The following is a 15,859-nucleotide window of genomic DNA, read 5'->3' as shown; positions in this document are numbered from 1 at the left end:
CAGCAGCTGTCTCACACGGAGACAGGGAAATATGTGTCATGAGCACCTCTCGCCGTCCACCCGACAGCAGTCCTATGTCAAATCATATCTCCAGCCGGTCTCCTGGCTTGCGGCTCTGTCGATCACAGCCCCTTCCCAGCCTCAAAAAAGGCCAGTGGGATTATCGCAATGATCTCGCCGCTCACAGTTGCGGGGGCAGCTGCGGCTTACTTCCATAATATATGGAACCGCATTCCCGTTTAATCCTTCCGCCTGGAGCCTCGGCACAGACGAAAAGAAACTGGAGTTCTGGGCTTAAGTGTGGGGCGCAATCAGCTCCCCTGTCAATTGTCTTTGTGAGGATTCCAACATCACCGGAAAATCAAACCCGCAAAATCCGCGGTTTTTGGAGATTTCTGGCTAACCCCCTTGGATATCTCAATAAAAAAAACGAGAAACTGTCCACAAATCGAAAAATTCCTAAAAAACGACTTGGCAAACACACCATGCCTCTGTAAAAGCCTCCTCACGCAAACGGCGAGGCAAACTCGCAAGGGTGTCATGATCCCCGGTAGCTCAGTGGTAGAGCAAGCGGCTGTTAACCGCTTGGTCGCTGGTTCGAATCCGGCCCGGGGAGCCATCCTTTCTCGTTTGCAGCCATAACGGCAAGATCATCGTGATCCCCGGTAGCTCAGTGGTAGAGCAAGCGGCTGTTAACCGCTTGGTCGCTGGTTCGAATCCGGCCCGGGGAGCCACTTTTCTTGATTGCAGCCAAATGGCAAGCATATTGTGATCCCCGGTAGCTCAGTGGTAGAGCAAGCGGCTGTTAACCGCTTGGTCGCTGGTTCGAATCCGGCCCGGGGAGCCATCCTTTCTCAAAATTCCCCTCTCCTTTAAATCAGCGTTTCATCTCACAGAATTCGTGCGCGCGCGTCTAACCCTACAATAATAAAAACAGTGGGTAGAAAACCATGTTCACGCGCAGCGAAACCGCAGCACTGGCAAGTGCCGCAGGCCGAAGAAACGGAGTCCATCTGGGTAGAACTCTCTTCCGCACAAAAGCGGAGGCACTCCATTTCGCCGCAAAACTCACCCTGATCCTGCATATGGCGACCAACTAGCCGAGCGACATCCCCCTAAATTATCGGGGAGTTCATAAGCTGGGAGAGCTGTGCATATCACGCAGCACTTAAAACAGCCCATATCAGGTAGATGCACCCCATATAAAAAGGGCAGAAATGAAGCGCTGTTCTTTCAAAAACTTAAGCTACTTGAAAAAATAAGTGATTTTTTTGCCAATGAGAGAAAATGAGATGCTCATCACAGTTCTCTCCATTTCATATAGCAAATCAACACAATGAAAATTTTACATAATAGCAATTAAATAACCTGAAAGTATAAATACGCGAAACATAATTTATATACAATTATTATGGCATAGATACTCTAAGTAAATACGTATACCTCTAATGTATCTGGTGCGAATTATCATAGTCACTACTTCGTGATGACTGTGTTACTGCACACAATAAGGCGCCCCCTCTGGGAAAGTTGCTGCGTGAAAGTCAGGGAGCCATCAATGAGTAGTCTGTTTCCGCTGTGCGGTCTGCCGCACATCTTGAATTTTCGCTTCGCAAAATCTGGTCTTCTTGCTGCCTGTCTCGCTGCGCCGCTCACGCTGGCCGCGCCTGTTCTGGCAGAAACACCTCCTGCAACGGACCCGGCCACACCTTCCGGCCCGCAACTTATTGATAAATCTGCGGACGGCAACACCTACGCCATGCCAGAGGACTATCTCGCCGTCACCGTCGCCCCACCACCTAAAGCTCCTTACGCAGACCCTCTGGAGAGCGATCTGTCTATCTGGGTAGGTGAAGTGGAAATTCAGGGCCGCAAAACCCTGTGGGTCGAGCTGATCGATCAGCACGGCGAAGTCATTTACAACTCCGAAGTCCAGCAGAACGAAACCCATCTCCTGCCTGATGGCAGGGCCATTGCGGTGACCGTGATGCAGCCAGACAGCCACAGCAAAGCCATGCAGTCGGCTGCTCTGAAGAAGGACCAGTCCCGCGTACCAACGGATGAGCGCTTTGTGGTCACCCGCAAGGAAGCTTTTGCCCCAGCATTGGATACGCAGGTGAACCTGCTGGAGGTGCAGCCTGTTCCAGAGGAAGTCCATAATTCTTTCATGCTCCGCGCAGGAGAGAATGGTGAAATCCTCTGGAAGGCCACCAAAGACGCCATCTCTTGGCTGGAAAGCAGATCCTGACAGGAACCAGCTGCGCGCAAATCGATACTCTCTCAAATCGCATTTAGCGCGCACATTCGAACCGCACACACCCGGTGAGCAATTTTATTCTCCCATGGAAGTCCGAAGAGAATAATATCCTAGTCTAACGCACCCTTTGGCAGCCCATTTCTTGTTCTTGCCGGGCCAGCACAGTAGCGTGGTCTCAAAAGGGGTCGAATACCCGCATTCTGAAATTTATCCTGATACGAGTTATTTGAGAGACACTATGGACACGCGCGCCTCTGCCATCGAAGCTATCGGCAACACCCCCCTCATTCGCCTCAAAGGCCCTTCTGAGCGTACCGGCTGTGAAATCCTCGGCAAAGCTGAGTTCATGAACCCGGGCCAGTCCGTCAAGGACCGCGCTGCGCTCTTCATCATCCGCGATGCTGTTAAACGCGGCACCCTGAAGCCAGGCGGCATCATCGTGGAAGGCACCGCAGGCAACACCGGCATCGGCCTTGCACTGGTCGGCAACGCACTGGGCTACCGCTCTGTCATCGTCATTCCCGAGACCCAGTCTCAGGAAAAGAAAGACATGCTGCGCATTGCAGGTGCTGAGCTGATCGAAGTTCCGGCTGTTCCGTATAAGAACCCGAACAACTACATCAAAGTTTCCCAGCGCATCGCAGAAGAGCTGAGCAAGACCCATCTGCAAGGCGCCATCTGGGCCAATCAGTTTGATAATGTCGCCAACCGTCAGGGCCACATTGAAACCACCGCTCAGGAAATCTGGCAGCAGACCGACGGCAAAGTCGACGGCTTCATCTGCGCAGTGGGCACCGGCGGCACACTGGCGGGCACCGGCATCGGCCTGAAGGAAAAGAACCCGAACATCAAGATCGGCCTCGCAGATCCGCACGGTGCAGCACTCTACAACTACTACGCCCACGGCGAGCTGAAGTCCGAAGGCTCCTCCATCTCAGAGGGCATCGGTCAGGGCCGCATCACAGCGAATCTGGAAGACGCGCCGATCGACATCCCTTACCGCATCTCTGATGAAGAAGGCCTGCTGATCAACTTCGAACTGCTGCAGAACGAAGGCCTCTGCCTCGGCGGCTCTTCCGGCATCAACGTGGCTGGCGCCATCCGCCTTGCCAAGGAACTGGGTCCGGGCCACACCATCGTGACCGTGCTGTGTGATTATGGCACCCGTTATCAGGGCAAGATGTTCAACCCAACATTCCTGCGCGAAAAAGGCCTGCCAGTGCCGGAATGGATGGAGCGCAAGTCCGACATCGCTATCCCGTTCGAAGCAGCCTGATTGGCCTGAGGTGCCCGCTATAGGGCACCAGCTTTCCAGAAAGCACTAACAAGCTCCGGCAACCTGCCCTTAACGGAAAGCATTGCAAAATTCGCCAAGAGGTTTTGACCAATCCTCTTGGCACAGCTATAAGTAGGTCCTCGCATTACAGGAGTTGTAACGCTTGGAATCTTCATTCAGCCTCCTCTCCCTGATCGCCCTATTCAGTGTATTTTTCTACGCATTGGCAGTGGTTTGTGCCATTCGCGAGATCATGTACTCCCGCACCTCGCAAGGCAGCATTGCCTGGCTGCTCTCCCTGTTTTTCATCCCCATGCCCACGGTCCCGCTCTACTTCATCTTCGCGTGGAAACGGCTGGATGATTACATCGAAGTACGCGACGACATCTCCCAGATCGAGGCTGACGTCCTCAACCGCCACACCCCCTATGTAGACGGTGCAGCCAGCAGCCACTGGCCCGTACACACCCGCGTGGCGTCCGTCCCGTTTCTGGAAAACAACACCTGCGACCTGCTCATCGATGGCCCGGCCATGTTCGCCTCTATCATTGAAGGCATCCGCACCGCAGAAAAGCACGTGCTCGTCCAGTTCTTCATCATCCGCGAAGACAGCATCGGACTGGAGCTGGCAGACGCCCTCATAGAGCGCGCCAAAGCAGGCCTGCGTGTTTGTCTGCTTTATGATGATATCGGCTCTCGCTCCCTTTCAACTCAATACATCACACGCTTGCAAGACGCTGGTGTCCGCGTCAGCGCGTTTAACAAACGCCACCGCCTTATGCGTATGCTGGGGCCAATGCGCCTCAACTACCGCAACCACCGCAAGGTGGTGGTGACAGACAGCAAGCACTGCTGGATCGGCGGCCACAACATCGGTGAAGAGTATCTTGGCCTCTCAGAAACATTCGGCCACTGGCGCGACACCCACGTAAAGGTCTCCGGCCCGGCAGCCCTTGCTGCCACACTCTCCTTTAGCGAAGACTGGCAGTTCGCCACCGGCAAAACCCTGCAACTGGAACTGCCGGGCAGCTTCCCAAAGGCAGATGGCGAGAGCGTCATGGTCATGCCGACTGGCCCCGCCGACATTCAGGAAGACTGCGCCATCACCTTCGTGGAAAGCATTGCACGCGCCAAAGATCGCCTCTGGATCGTCAGCCCCTACTTCGTGCCGGGCATTGAGGTCCTCACAGCGCTCTACGCAGCCGCTCTGCGCGGTGTTGACGTGCGCATCCTATTGCCGGAGAAAGCCGACCACTGGCTCGTCTGGCTCGCCAGCTACGCCCATGCAGACAACCTCGCCAGCCACGGCATTAAGGTCTACCGCTATCTGGAAGGCTTCCTGCACGAAAAGGTCATCCTCATCGACAATGAGCTGGCTGGCATCGGAACAGTCAACTTCGACAACCGCTCCTTCAACATCAACTTCGAGATCACCTTGTGGTTCACCGGCCAGAACATGATCAAAAAAACAGAAGAGATGCTGCAGCAGGATTTCAAAGGCGCCCGCCAGACCGACCGCCTCGAACTCAACAACCGCCGCTACGCCTTCCGCGTCCTAGCCCAAGCCGCCCGCCTGTTCTCACCAATACTTTAGTTTTGATGAGGACAGTTCAGTAGACTTGCGCTGGCACAGTAAAATACGTTAGGGCCAATTGAGAATAATAACCCAGAGGGCCTTTCGCATGTATTTTGTGCCTGAACTAAGTGTGATGGCGGGTTTCACCGTTGCTGCCTTCATCCTGTCCATTACCCCTGGACCGGACATGACCTTCTTCATGAGCAAAACGCTCACGCAGGGCCGCAAAGCCGGTCTGATGGCCATTGTTGGCGCAACAAACGGCGTGATGATCCACGCATTCCTTGCTGCCGTTGGCATCTCCGCCCTGCTCGCCGCCTCCGAGTTCGCTTTCCAGATCCTCAAAACCGTTGGCGCGCTTTATCTGGTTTATCTGGCCTTCCAGATCCTGCGCAATGGCTCTGCGCTGTCATTGGAAGAAGGCGAAGCCTCCCGCGAAACCGCCAGAGCCATCTGGGCCAAAGCCGTGACGATCAATCTGCTCAACCCTAAAGTTGTGCTGTTCTTCGTGACCTTCCTGCCTCAGTTTGTGTCCGCATCAGATCCATACGCGACCTCCAAACTGTTGTTCCTTGGCTTCTTCTTCATTCTGCTGAACGTGCCAAGCAGTCTGGTTATGGTGTTTGGTGCTTCTGCTGTCTCCAAGTTCCTGCGCAACTCCCCACGTGTGATGCGCATCCTCGATTACTCTTTTGCGGGCATCATGGCCGCCTTTGCAGTCAAACTGCTCAGCGCACGCTCCACCGCTTAAGACCTCTCCTTGAAGGTGCGCCAAATCATTTCACGGCGCACCTTTCCCTATCCATTTGAGATTATTCCATGACAGAACATTTGTACCGAGAAGATGCCTACCTGCGCAGCAGTGAAGCGGCTCTAAGCGAAATCACCCCAGAAGACGGCATTATTCTGGACCGGACCTGCTTCTACCCCAATGGCGGCGGCCAACCGGGCGACAGTGGCTCCATTGAGCTGGAAGACGGCACCCGTATTCCAATTGCGACAACCGTGTACTCCAAGGATCGCACCCAGATCGTGCATGTGCCAGCAGAAGGCACGCAGCTGCCAGCAGCCCTGAGCGCAGGCGCAAAGATCACTGCGCACGTTGATTGGGAAACCCGCTACAAGCGCATGCGCGTCCACACAGCCCTGCACCTGCTTTCCGTCGTGCTGCCATTCCCGGTCACCGGCGGCCAGATCAGCGATGGCACAGGCCGTCTGGACTTCGATATCCCAGAAGCCGCACTGGACAAGGAAGAGCTCACAGGCAAGCTTCAGGAGCTCATTGCTGGTGATTATGCTGTCACGCAGGAATGGATCACCGACGAAGAGTTGGAAGCCAATCCCGGCCTTGTAAAGACCATGAGTGTAAAACCACCAATGGGCAGCGGACGGGTAAGACTGGTAAGAATTGGCGATAACGTTGATTTGCAGCCCTGCGGCGGCACGCATGTGTCCCAAACCGCACAGATCGGAACCGCTGTAATCACTAAGATTGAGAAAAAAGGCCGTCAGAACAGACGCGTCCGCATCCAGTTGGAGGACTAACACATGGCGCAGGATCCAATTGTCTCAGTAAGCTGGCTCAAGGACCACCTTGATGCACCCGATGTGGTCATCATTGATGCGTCCTGGTACCTGCCTGCCATGGAGCGCAACGCCCAAAAGGAATACGAGCAAGAGCACATTCCTGGCGCTGTCTTCATGGACATTGATGAAGTCTCCGACCAGAGCTCCCCGCTTCCGCACATGATGCCGGAACCACACGTGTTCTCCTCCAAAATGCGCAAGATGGGCATTGGCGATGGCCAGACCATCGTGGTCTATGACGGTGCAGGCATTTTCTCAGCCGCACGTGTGTGGTGGATGTTCCGTGCCTTTGGTGTTGAAAGCGTCTTCGTTCTGGATGGTGGCCTGCCAGCCTGGAAAGAAGAAGGCTATCCGCTCACCGATGAGGTTCCAACCCGTCTGGAGCGCCACTTCACAGCCATGCTCAACCACGACATGGTGCGCAATCTGGATGAAGTGCAGGACGCACTGGACAGCAGCAGCCACCTTGTGTTGGATGCCCGCGCACCAGAGCGCTTCAAAGGTCTGGCACCCGAGCCACGCGAAGGCGTTCGTGCCGGTCATATGCCGGGTGCTCTCAACCTGCCATTCGGTCTGTTGTTGAACGAAGGTAAACTCCGCTCCAAGGAAGACCTGCAAAACATCTTCAAGCAGGTTGGTGTGGATGCCTCCACCCCGGTGATCTCCTCCTGCGGCTCCGGCGTAACCGCCGCTGTCATTACGCTGGCACTGGAGCAGGTCGGCTTTAGCAAAAACGCGCTTTATGACGGTTCCTGGACCGAATGGGGCTCCAGCGAAAAGACAGAAGTCATCAGCGAACCAGCCTGAGTTAAACCAGAATCATATTCACAAGAAAGCCCTGCAAATCATTGACCTGCAGGGCTTTTTTTTACTCAGGCAACAACCAACTCTTCCTGCTTGGCAAGCGCATCCTGCTCACCCAGCTGAGCCGCCTCAGCAATCCAAGCAGCACGCTCTTCCTCAGTCGACAGGTAAGTCGGTGAGAACATGCGGAAGCTGTGGTTTTCAAACCCGACAAAGTCGAGAATCTGCAGCCCCATCACCGTGTCATGAGCGCGTTTATAAAGCTCATCATAGTAGTTCGAAGCGGTATCACTGGTGATCAGCACCCGGGCGCTCCGCCCCTTCAGCAGCTTGGCTGGCAGCTCTTCACCTTCCACAATCTGGAACGCAAACCCCGGCAGCAAAGTACGGTCCAGCATTCCTTTCATCGGGCCTGGCATACCGCCCCACCACAGCGGATACACAGGCACCCAATGCGTGCACCAGGTCAGGTTCTCCTGAAACGCAACCAGATCAGGCTCCAGCCCCTGCCCGCCCTTGTAGTCACCGGACCGCAAGCCTGCATCAAACGCCATTGCACTCAGGTTCATCACACGAACCTCTGCCCCCGCCTTGCGCGCAGCATCCGCATAGGCCTCAGCAAGAGCATGCCCGAGACGATCTTCTCCGAGATGACCGCTAAACACAAAAATTCGGTTTGTCATGGGAACTCCATTTATTTGACTGCGGTCAACTTATTTTCAAAATATGACTGGAGTCAATTTATTTTTTGACCATAGTCACTTTATTGAATTTGAGGGAACCATGCTTCAGGGCAAACAAAAACGAGCACAAGAAACCCGCCAGCGCATTTTGGTGGCCGCCACAGATCTGTTCAATCAGGGCAACTTCAACGCGGTCAGCACAGAAAGCATCGCGGAGCAGGCCAATGTCTCCAAAGGCACGCTCTTCGCCCACTTCGGCGACAAGCTCGGCCTGTTTGCGGAGATCGGTTTGAAGGAGCTCAAGATCTGCGTGGATGCCTTGCACGAAGAAGCTGAAACAAGCACGGCAAGTGGCCGCGAGCAATTGAATCACTCTCTCATGAAGATTCTACAGTACTTTGAAAAACAACCAGAATTTCTGCGCATCTTCATCGACGTCGCAGGCTGGGAAAAAGGCAGTCGGGCAGAAAATTTCCTTGATGTGGCCGGAAGCATCGACAAGCTGTTTCAGCGCTTCATCGAAAAGGGCCAGCAGGATAAATCCATCCGCGCCATGGACCCAAAACTGGGCGCCGTTTCTGTGCGCGCTTTCATGATCCACGCCGCCATCAGCCGCGTCTGCGGCGAGTATCCAACCACCGAAGAGCAGCACACCGAAGTGGGTAAACTGCTCTCCCTGGTACTCTGATCAGCGTTATACGCCGTAAACGTCAAACACGGTTTTGGGCGCTGTGCCGCCTGTGAGTTTCGTCAGCACATAGGGCCGCGTGCCCTTCATATGACTTGCAGTTTCAAACTCCAGCGCCTCAATCACCCCATCTCGCGGGTGCTTGTTCATAATCTGCTCCACACTGGATTTAGCCATCCGGCGATGCCCTGCGCCAAACAGATCACACATCGCCCCCCGGTTCACCAGATACGCCTCACCTCCATGAGCACGGGCCGACACATAGGCATTCAAGTGCAGCGCGATCGCATCGCCCACCTTGTGCACCGTGTCCCTGTCATGCCCGCAGCTGGAAAGATGGTTGCACGCCACCCCCGCCCCTGATATCGCAAAGCAGCACTCATGCACCTGCGTCTGCCGATTGTTGATCAGCCCACTATCATGCAAAATCGCTGCGGAAAACAACAGCTCCCGATCAAAAGACACACTTGCATACTCACCCAGCAGCACCCCGAACAGATAAGTCCGCCAACTGTGGTGCAACAGCCTTGCATCATGGGTCTCCACCGCAAAATCCAGACTATCGCGTACCAATGAGGTCTCAGAGGGCAACAACGCCTCCAGCTCTGAGTAAACCGGCGACAGCAAACCCAGCCGATCCTTCACCGTATCGCCCAGATCCACCAGCTGCGTGCGCACCAGATTGCCAACAAGCTTCAAATGTTCCAGCCGCGTCATCCGTCCTTTGCTGTAGTCCCCCGTTCTCTGGCCCCAGCTCAGGCTTCCCATTACACGCTCAGAGGCTCCACAATCCTTTGCCGTTTCAGACATAACTCACTCTTCCAATTACAAAAATAATTATGTACCGTATCGCATCAATATTTAGAGCTCAATATTTTTATGCGAAGCAGTACATAAATGAGTACATCACGACCACGCGGGCGTCCCCGCCTCTATGACAAAGAAACCGCCCTGACCACAATGCAGCGAATTTTCTGGGAAAACGGCTTCTCGGCCACCAGCCTGGATCAGATCTCCGCGGAAACCGGAATCAACCGCCCAAGCCTTTATGCCGCCTTCGGCTCCAAGAAGGACATGTACATCAAATGTCTGCAGCATTTCGCAGAGATGATGGGCAAACGCACCGAAAACGCCATCCTCTCCGAGCCTGACCTTTCCAAAGGCCTTGAGAAGGTCTTCATGAAAGCCATGGAGATTTACCGGCCAGAAGCTTCCATGGAAGACGGTGGCCCGCTCGGCTGTTTTGTCACCTGCACCGCCCCAGCAGAGGCTGGCGCGGATGAGGAGATCAGGGAAGTCCTGAGAATGGTCCTCGACACCATCGACCAGTCCATGCGCGAAACCGTAGAAGTCGCGATCAAAGATCAGAAAATCCAGCCAAGACAAAGCGCCGAGATCACCGGCCACCTGCTGGGTTGTCTGCTCAACGGTCTCTCTCTACGCGCCCGCTCCGGCACCTCGCGCGAGGAACTGCAACTCACTGCCAAGGCAGGCATCTCTCAGATCCTCGCCTAGCGCCGACAAGAACACCTCACACAACACGCCGCCCCATCGGCAAAAAAAGAGAGCACCGGTTTTCATGGCCGGTGCTCTCACGTCAACTCACCTGCTTGGTTCAGGTCATGGCGCCATGGGCAACCAGCGCCTGATCAATCGCCATCTTGAACCGGCCCGCAACCTTGGCAAAGCCGTCAGACGTGCCGTGGATCTCATCCACCCAATCCGTCAGGTTTGGCATAGCACCCCGGCAATCCACTACAATCACATTGGCATCCGCGGCCGCCAGACCATCCAGCATGGCATAAAGCTCATCCAGCATGGCGCTGATAATCTTCCGTCCCAACACACTCGGGATGTTGCGGTCAGACAACGGTTCTCCCAGCCACTCATCCTTGGCCGCATGCAGCGGATCGCGTGTATCTCCCTGCCACTTGTAAGGGAACACGTAATCATAGCCATGCACGAACACAGGCATGTTCTGCAACTCAGAAACCCCACGAATATCGCTGATCACTCGCTCATACGCCCCTTTCAGGAAAGCAAGCTTCTCATCAAAGGCCACGCGGTTGATATGCCCGTCCACATCGTTGATATCGCCGTTGAAGTCCTGAAGAATGTCAAAGAGAACTGCAACACCCGTATCCGGATCTTCGCCGATAATGTCGTTTCCGGCAGCTGAGAACAGGAAGCCGGAGACCTTGTCCTTGTAGTCATAAAGCGCGGAGAGATATTCCCGCCGCCGGGCGCGGTCCGGACCGTAGACCATGTTCTGCGCCGTATCTCCCGCAGCACCCAGCGAGTAAATGTTGTAGTGCTCGCTCAGATGATCAATCACATCGTCAATGATAATTGGAAACTGAAACCAGCTGTCCCCTTCAGAGATCAGCATAGGCCGTTCAGGATGATCCTTCATGGCTTCTTTGAAGCGCCAGTACCGACGAATGCGGGAGGCCCAGTTACCGATCTGAAGAGCATTCTCAAACTCCTCATCAATCTCGGTCATCTCCACCAGTTCCGGCTTCACCTGGAACTGTATGTCGAATGCACCCGTATGCCGAACAACCCTGCAGTATTTCAGAAGTTGCTCTTCAGGGACACTCGGGTCACGAGCCAACTTCAAAAACTCATCATATGTAATTTTCATAGTATTCCCCCTCTACGATTAACTATTAAACTTTACACAAGAGGTGAGTTTACGGTTAAGCTTGCCATATGCAGATAACAATTTAAAGGTACATTTCATGACCCTTAAATTACAGAATTTAAACAGTGTATTACTTGAAAAAGCAGCCCAACGACTAAGAGACCGAAGCGGGGAATTAAAAAAGACCCGCAGCGCAATTCTGGCAGGAACTCAGGCAGAAACAGACAGCAAGGAACGGTTGGCCCTCTACAATCAACGCGCTGCCACGCTGGCCATGTCTGAAGGTCAAACCACGCCCGTTCAGAGCCCGATCTTTGAAGAAGAAAAGCCAGACCTCACCAGCATTGGCAAGGAAGCCCTGATCGGCACGCAAAACGATTTGCTCCCCATCGAGTTTTTTGAGTACGGCCTCTATGCCGCTCGTTCTGTTGGCAGAATTGAGCACGTCGAAGGACTGAGGTTCGGCACAGGCTTTCTGGTAGGCCATGGCCTGATGATGACCAACCATCATGTTCTCAGCACGCCAGAAGACGCCAAAGCCCACTTCTTTGAGCTTGGCGCAGAGACCAACCGCATTGGCAACCAAACCCCTTCAAAGATCTGCTCCATCGATCCAGACCGCTTTTTCTGGGCCGGTGAGGAACTGGACATCGCAGTGGTCGCGGTAGTGGATGAAGATCCCGGCTTTATTCCGCTGGATCATTACGGCTGGCACGCCCTCATCCGCCAGCAAGGCAAAATCAAGAAGGGAGATCCGATTAATATCATTCAGCATCCCCTTGGCCGCAACAAAGCCGTGGTCGTTCATAACAACCACCTTCTGCATATTGAAAATGGAACTGATGCACACATGTTTTGCTGGTACTCGGGCGATACACAGAAAGGCAGCTCCGGTTCTCCCGTCTTCAACAACCGCTGGGAAGTCGTCGCCGTCCACCACATGGCCGTGCCGCAAACCAACGCCGATGGCGCCATTTTGGACAAACACGGCAATCCTCTCACCCGCGCTCAGGCCCGCCGCAATCCATCCCTCATCGCCTACGCCGCCAACGAAGGCATCCGCACCTCCCGCATTGTCAGCGCACTGGAAGCCGCACAGTTCACCAAAGCCCACCACGCCGACATACGCGACTTCCTCCTAAAGTCCTGGAGCAGCCCCGGCGCCCACCGCCGAGGCCTGCACGCCGCCGTAAGAAGCGCACAGGCTTTGTAGGAGAAACCCAGATAAGCGATATTCGAACGTTACAAAGAGGCAGGCGACCAGCACAAAAAAAGCCCCGCTGAAACAGCGAGGCTTTGAACTTGGAACTCTGACCAGATCAGTGGTTGAGGATCTGGGAGAGGAACAGCTGAGTACGCTCATGCTGCGGATTGGTGAAGAATGGCTCTGGCTCATTCTGCTCAACAATCTGGCCCTGATCCATGAAGATCACGCGGTTCGCCACTTTACGGGCAAAGCCCATTTCGTGGGTCACGCAGAGCATGGTCATACCCTCTTCCGCCAGACCGATCATCACGTCCAGCACTTCCTTGATCATCTCAGGGTCAAGCGCAGATGTTGGCTCATCAAACAGCATGACCTTCGGGTTCATGCAGAGCGAACGGGCAATCGCCACACGCTGCTGCTGACCACCGGAAAGCTGACCAGGATACTTGTTGGCCTGCTCAGGGATCTTCACGCGCTCAAGATAGTGCATCGCAATCTCTTCAGCCTGCTTCTTTGGCATCTTGCGAACCCAGATTGGAGCCAGTGTACAGTTCTCCAGAATGGTCAGATGCGGGAACAGGTTGAAGTGCTGGAAGCACATACCCACTTCGCGGCGGATCTCATCAATCTTCTTAAGGTCAGAAGTCAGCTCAATACCGTCAACAACGATACGGCCCTTCTGATGTTCCTCAAGGCGGTTGATGCAGCGGATCATGGTGGATTTACCAGAACCGGACGGGCCACAGATAACGATACGTTCGCCGCGCATAACCTTTAGGTTAATGTCACGCAGAACGTGGAAGTCTCCGTACCACTTGTTCATACCTGTAATCTCGATAGCCACATCGGTATCGGATACATGCATTTTAGAGCGGTCCGCCTGGATATCTTCAGCGAGGTTTACGTCACTCATTTTTATAACTCCGAATTTTTAGGCATGCACCAGGCGACTAGCGATGGCCGGTATGCAGTTTGCGTTCCAAATACATCGAATATCGGGACATTGCAAAGCAGAAGATAAAGAACATGAACGCGATAAACGCATAAAGTTCCACAAAGATACCATTCCAACGTTGGTCAGCAAGCGTAGGCGCAACCAGTCCGAGAGGATCCATAAGGCCAATGATCAGCACCAGAGTGGTGTCCTTAAACAGGCCGATAAAGGTATTCACGATTCCTGGGATGGAGATTTTCAGCGCTTGCGGCAGAATAATCAGACGCATGCTCTGCCAATAACTCAGCCCCAACGCATCCGCAGCCTCGTACTGTCCCTTAGGCAAGGCCGCCAGACCACCACGGATAACCTCCGCCATGTAAGCACTGGCAAACAGCGTCACCATGATGACAACACGCAGCACGATGTCGAAGTTTACGCCCTTCGGCAGGAAGTAGTTGAGCAGAACGTGCGCAACAAACAGAAGGGTAATCAGCGGCACACCGCGGATGAACTCGATGAAGATCACAGCCAGTGACTTCACGATCGGCAGGTTGGAGCTACGGGACAGCGCCAGCACAATACCAATCGGCAGCGAGAACGAAATACCGGACACACCAATGATCATGGTCAGCAGCAGACCACCCAGCTTGGTGGAAGACACTGGCTCAAGACCAAAACCACCCCAGATCAGCCAGAAAGCCACAAATGGGTAGGTCATGGAGGCCATCAACGCAGCACCGCGCTTCGGCATACCGTCCCAAAGAGCAGGAACCAGAGCCACAAACAGCAGTACAAAGGCCAAGATTGGACGCCAGTACAGCTCAGTTGGGTAGAAGCCAAACAGGAACTGATGATAACGCTCACGAATAACCGCCCAGCAAGCACCATTTTCTGTCAGCGCACGGCACTCATCCAGAGAGTTTGCGTTCCAGACGGAGTTAACAAACGCCCAGTTAAAGATGCCAGGGACCGTCGAAAACACTACAAAGACGGAAACAAGCGTCAAAATAGTATTCAGCGGTGAAGAGAACAGGTTCTCACGAGCCCAGCCAACAGCACCAGTTGTGCCCTGGGGGGGCGGCAACTGAGGCTTTTCAGAGGTCGCGACATAGGCAAAAGTGTTTTCACTCATCTTAGCGCCCCTTCAGCTTTACGGATTCGTTGTAAACGTTCATCACAGCTGAAATGCTTAGCGAAATCAGCAGATACGTTGCCATGAGCAGCAGCATACATTCCATCTCACGACCGGTCTGGTTCAGCGTAATACCGCCGAGCGTACCTGTCAGATCCATATAGCCAACCGCAATCGCCAAAGATGAGTTCTTGGTGATGTTCAGGTAGTTGGAGATCATTGGAGGAATGATGATGCGCAGGGACTGCGGCAGAACAACAAGACTCATGGTCCGTCTTGGACGAAGGCCAAGCGCATAAGCAGCTTCTGTCTGTCCCTTACTGATCGCCATGATACCTGCGCGCACAATCTCAGCAACAAACGCAGCAGAGTAGATGGAAAGCGCAAACCACAGAGCAATCAGCGGCGTACCAACTTTCAGGCCACCCTTCAGGTTGAAACGACCGGCAACAGGGTAATCAAGACCAATCGGCATGCCAGAAGCAAAGTAAGCCAGCACGGTCGGTACAATCAGGATCGCCAGAGAGATGTAGCCAACTGGTAAAATCTGACCGGTTGCTTCCTGACGCTGACGCGCCCAACGACGGAAGACAAAAATACCCGCGATGGAAGCCAGCAGAACTGCAACAACAATCTGGTAGCCACCGTCAAACGTTAGTCCCGGAATGTAGAAACCACGGTTTGTTGCATAAACCGCCCCTTCAATAACTGGTGCTTTGACAGCCTGCTTTGGTGTCGGAAACACGTGAATGAAGACAGCGTACCAAGCCAGAATTTGCAGCAGCAGCGGTACGTTACGGACGCCTTCAATGTAAACCGCCATCAAACGGGAAACGACCCAGTTATTGGAGAGACGCAGAACACCGACAAATACGCCGATGATAGTCGCAGTCACACACGCAAGAAACGCAACGAGCAGCGTGTTGAGCAAGCCGACAAGTGCCGCTTTCCAGTGACCGGAAGCGGAGGTGTAGTTCACCAGGACCTGACCAATGTCATAGCCTGCTGGTTCGTATAAGAATCCGAAATTGAAATCTTTGCCAAGTGCTTCGAGGTTCTCGACAGCAT

Annotated in this window: 16 protein-coding genes, 3 tRNA genes and 1 riboswitch; of the genes, 13 read left to right on the top strand and 6 right to left on the bottom strand. The window is 54.0% G+C overall.

Features of this window, described 5'->3' with window-relative positions; translation table 11 throughout:
• Nucleotides 1-74 precede the first annotated feature (74 nt).
• A riboswitch (cobalamin riboswitch) is annotated at nt 75-296 on the bottom strand.
• Between the two features lie 248 nt (nt 297-544).
• The 10 genes from PJE062_RS01305 (at nt 545) to sseA (ending at nt 7,503) form a co-directional block, all read left to right on the top strand.
• Nucleotides 545-619 (top strand) — tRNA-Asn (locus PJE062_RS01305).
• A gap of 40 nt (nt 620-659) precedes the next feature.
• A tRNA-Asn gene (locus tag PJE062_RS01300) sits at nt 660-734 on the top strand.
• Between the two features lie 38 nt (nt 735-772).
• Nucleotides 773-847, top strand: a tRNA-Asn gene (locus PJE062_RS01295).
• 103 nt (nt 848-950) lie between these two features.
• Nucleotides 951-1,100 carry a hypothetical protein gene (locus PJE062_RS26455; protein ID WP_008546290.1) on the top strand — a complete coding sequence of 50 codons (150 nt, stop codon included), beginning with the start codon at nt 951-953 and terminating at the stop codon, nt 1,098-1,100.
• 458 nt (nt 1,101-1,558) lie between these two features.
• Nucleotides 1,559-2,248, top strand: a complete 690-nt coding sequence (locus tag PJE062_RS01290) for a hypothetical protein (RefSeq protein WP_008547169.1) — start codon at nt 1,559-1,561, stop codon at nt 2,246-2,248.
• Between the two features lie 247 nt (nt 2,249-2,495).
• The gene (locus tag PJE062_RS01285; protein ID WP_008547166.1) at nt 2,496-3,533 is read left to right on the top strand and encodes a cysteine synthase A; all 1,038 of its coding nucleotides are present in this window, start codon (nt 2,496-2,498) and stop codon (nt 3,531-3,533) included.
• A 163-nt stretch (nt 3,534-3,696) separates the two neighbouring features.
• Nucleotides 3,697-5,127: a cardiolipin synthase gene (gene cls, locus PJE062_RS01280; protein WP_008546375.1), complete on the top strand. Its 1,431-nt coding sequence runs from the start codon at nt 3,697-3,699 to the stop codon at nt 5,125-5,127.
• A gap of 88 nt (nt 5,128-5,215) precedes the next feature.
• Complete coding sequence (locus PJE062_RS01275) at nt 5,216-5,860, top strand: LysE family translocator (protein ID WP_008546863.1); 645 nt, start codon at nt 5,216-5,218, stop codon at nt 5,858-5,860.
• A 68-nt stretch (nt 5,861-5,928) separates the two neighbouring features.
• Nucleotides 5,929-6,654, top strand: a complete 726-nt coding sequence (locus PJE062_RS01270) for an alanyl-tRNA editing protein (RefSeq protein WP_008546728.1) — start codon at nt 5,929-5,931, stop codon at nt 6,652-6,654.
• A 3-nt stretch (nt 6,655-6,657) separates the two neighbouring features.
• Nucleotides 6,658-7,503 carry a 3-mercaptopyruvate sulfurtransferase gene (sseA, locus tag PJE062_RS01265; protein WP_008546657.1) on the top strand — a complete coding sequence of 282 codons (846 nt, stop codon included), beginning with the start codon at nt 6,658-6,660 and terminating at the stop codon, nt 7,501-7,503.
• Between the two features lie 65 nt (nt 7,504-7,568).
• On the opposite strand, the gene PJE062_RS01260 is transcribed toward sseA, so the two are convergent.
• A complete protein-coding gene (locus PJE062_RS01260) occupies nt 7,569-8,183 on the bottom strand; it encodes an NAD(P)H-dependent oxidoreductase (RefSeq protein ID WP_008547061.1) in 615 nt (204 codons plus the stop codon).
• Between the two features lie 100 nt (nt 8,184-8,283).
• Between PJE062_RS01260 and PJE062_RS01255 the strand changes: the two genes are divergently transcribed.
• Nucleotides 8,284-8,871, top strand: a complete 588-nt coding sequence (locus PJE062_RS01255; RefSeq protein WP_008546589.1) for a TetR/AcrR family transcriptional regulator — start codon at nt 8,284-8,286, stop codon at nt 8,869-8,871.
• Between the two features lie 6 nt (nt 8,872-8,877).
• Here the strand turns inward: PJE062_RS01255 and PJE062_RS01250 are convergent, their stop codons facing one another.
• Nucleotides 8,878-9,681, bottom strand: a complete 804-nt coding sequence (locus tag PJE062_RS01250; RefSeq protein WP_008546631.1) for an HD domain-containing protein — start codon at nt 9,679-9,681, stop codon at nt 8,878-8,880.
• A gap of 87 nt (nt 9,682-9,768) precedes the next feature.
• On the opposite strand from PJE062_RS01250, the gene PJE062_RS01245 reads away from it, so the two are divergent.
• Complete coding sequence (locus PJE062_RS01245; RefSeq protein WP_008546874.1) at nt 9,769-10,386, top strand: TetR/AcrR family transcriptional regulator; 618 nt, start codon at nt 9,769-9,771, stop codon at nt 10,384-10,386.
• Between the two features lie 100 nt (nt 10,387-10,486).
• On the opposite strand, the gene PJE062_RS01240 is transcribed toward PJE062_RS01245, so the two are convergent.
• The gene (locus PJE062_RS01240; RefSeq protein ID WP_008546630.1) at nt 10,487-11,515 is read right to left on the bottom strand and encodes a hypothetical protein; all 1,029 of its coding nucleotides are present in this window, start codon (nt 11,513-11,515) and stop codon (nt 10,487-10,489) included.
• A 97-nt stretch (nt 11,516-11,612) separates the two neighbouring features.
• Here PJE062_RS01240 and PJE062_RS01235 point away from each other — a divergent pair, with 97 nt between their 5' ends.
• On the top strand, nt 11,613-12,728 hold the full coding sequence (locus PJE062_RS01235) for a serine protease (RefSeq protein ID WP_083793190.1): 1,116 nt from the start codon (nt 11,613-11,615) through the stop codon (nt 12,726-12,728).
• 106 nt (nt 12,729-12,834) lie between these two features.
• Here the strand turns inward: PJE062_RS01235 and PJE062_RS01230 are convergent, their stop codons facing one another.
• The 3 genes from PJE062_RS01230 to PJE062_RS01220 all read right to left on the bottom strand — a co-directional run.
• A complete protein-coding gene (locus PJE062_RS01230) occupies nt 12,835-13,635 on the bottom strand; it encodes an amino acid ABC transporter ATP-binding protein (protein ID WP_008546717.1) in 801 nt (266 codons plus the stop codon).
• A gap of 37 nt (nt 13,636-13,672) precedes the next feature.
• Nucleotides 13,673-14,791 (bottom strand): amino acid ABC transporter permease, encoded by a 1,119-nt coding sequence (locus tag PJE062_RS01225; RefSeq protein ID WP_008546704.1) that lies wholly within the window; start codon nt 14,789-14,791, stop codon nt 13,673-13,675.
• A gap of 1 nt (nt 14,792) precedes the next feature.
• A partial coding sequence (locus PJE062_RS01220; RefSeq protein WP_037035954.1) for an amino acid ABC transporter permease occupies nt 14,793-15,859 on the bottom strand: 1,067 nt, incomplete at its 5' end.

The organism is Pseudovibrio sp. JE062, assembly GCF_000156235.1.
Lineage (GTDB): Bacteria > Pseudomonadota > Alphaproteobacteria > Rhizobiales > Stappiaceae > Pseudovibrio.
The sequence above is the reverse complement of the archived record's forward strand: the minus strand, read 5'-3'. Positions and strand labels throughout refer to the sequence as shown.

What these genes read in the sequence shown, in the direction of transcription:
- PJE062_RS01225 (WP_008546704.1), bottom strand. Translation starts at nt 14,791, where the DNA reads ATGAGTGAAAACACTTTTGCCTATGTCGCGACCTCTGAAAAGCCTCAG.
- PJE062_RS01245 (WP_008546874.1), top strand. Translation starts at nt 9,769, where the DNA reads ATGAGTACATCACGACCACGCGGGCGTCCCCGCCTCTATGACAAAGAA.
- PJE062_RS01260 (WP_008547061.1), bottom strand. Translation starts at nt 8,183, where the DNA reads ATGACAAACCGAATTTTTGTGTTTAGCGGTCATCTCGGAGAAGATCGT.
- sseA (WP_008546657.1), top strand. Translation starts at nt 6,658, where the DNA reads ATGGCGCAGGATCCAATTGTCTCAGTAAGCTGGCTCAAGGACCACCTT.
- PJE062_RS01275 (WP_008546863.1), top strand. Translation starts at nt 5,216, where the DNA reads ATGTATTTTGTGCCTGAACTAAGTGTGATGGCGGGTTTCACCGTTGCT.
- PJE062_RS01240 (WP_008546630.1), bottom strand. Translation starts at nt 11,515, where the DNA reads ATGAAAATTACATATGATGAGTTTTTGAAGTTGGCTCGTGACCCGAGT.
- PJE062_RS01250 (WP_008546631.1), bottom strand. Translation starts at nt 9,681, where the DNA reads ATGTCTGAAACGGCAAAGGATTGTGGAGCCTCTGAGCGTGTAATGGGA.
- PJE062_RS01255 (WP_008546589.1), top strand. Translation starts at nt 8,284, where the DNA reads ATGCTTCAGGGCAAACAAAAACGAGCACAAGAAACCCGCCAGCGCATT.
- PJE062_RS01235 (WP_083793190.1), top strand. Translation starts at nt 11,613, where the DNA reads ATGACCCTTAAATTACAGAATTTAAACAGTGTATTACTTGAAAAAGCA.
- PJE062_RS01270 (WP_008546728.1), top strand. Translation starts at nt 5,929, where the DNA reads ATGACAGAACATTTGTACCGAGAAGATGCCTACCTGCGCAGCAGTGAA.
- PJE062_RS01285 (WP_008547166.1), top strand. Translation starts at nt 2,496, where the DNA reads ATGGACACGCGCGCCTCTGCCATCGAAGCTATCGGCAACACCCCCCTC.
- PJE062_RS01290 (WP_008547169.1), top strand. Translation starts at nt 1,559, where the DNA reads ATGAGTAGTCTGTTTCCGCTGTGCGGTCTGCCGCACATCTTGAATTTT.
- PJE062_RS01230 (WP_008546717.1), bottom strand. Translation starts at nt 13,635, where the DNA reads ATGAGTGACGTAAACCTCGCTGAAGATATCCAGGCGGACCGCTCTAAA.
- PJE062_RS26455 (WP_008546290.1), top strand. Translation starts at nt 951, where the DNA reads ATGTTCACGCGCAGCGAAACCGCAGCACTGGCAAGTGCCGCAGGCCGA.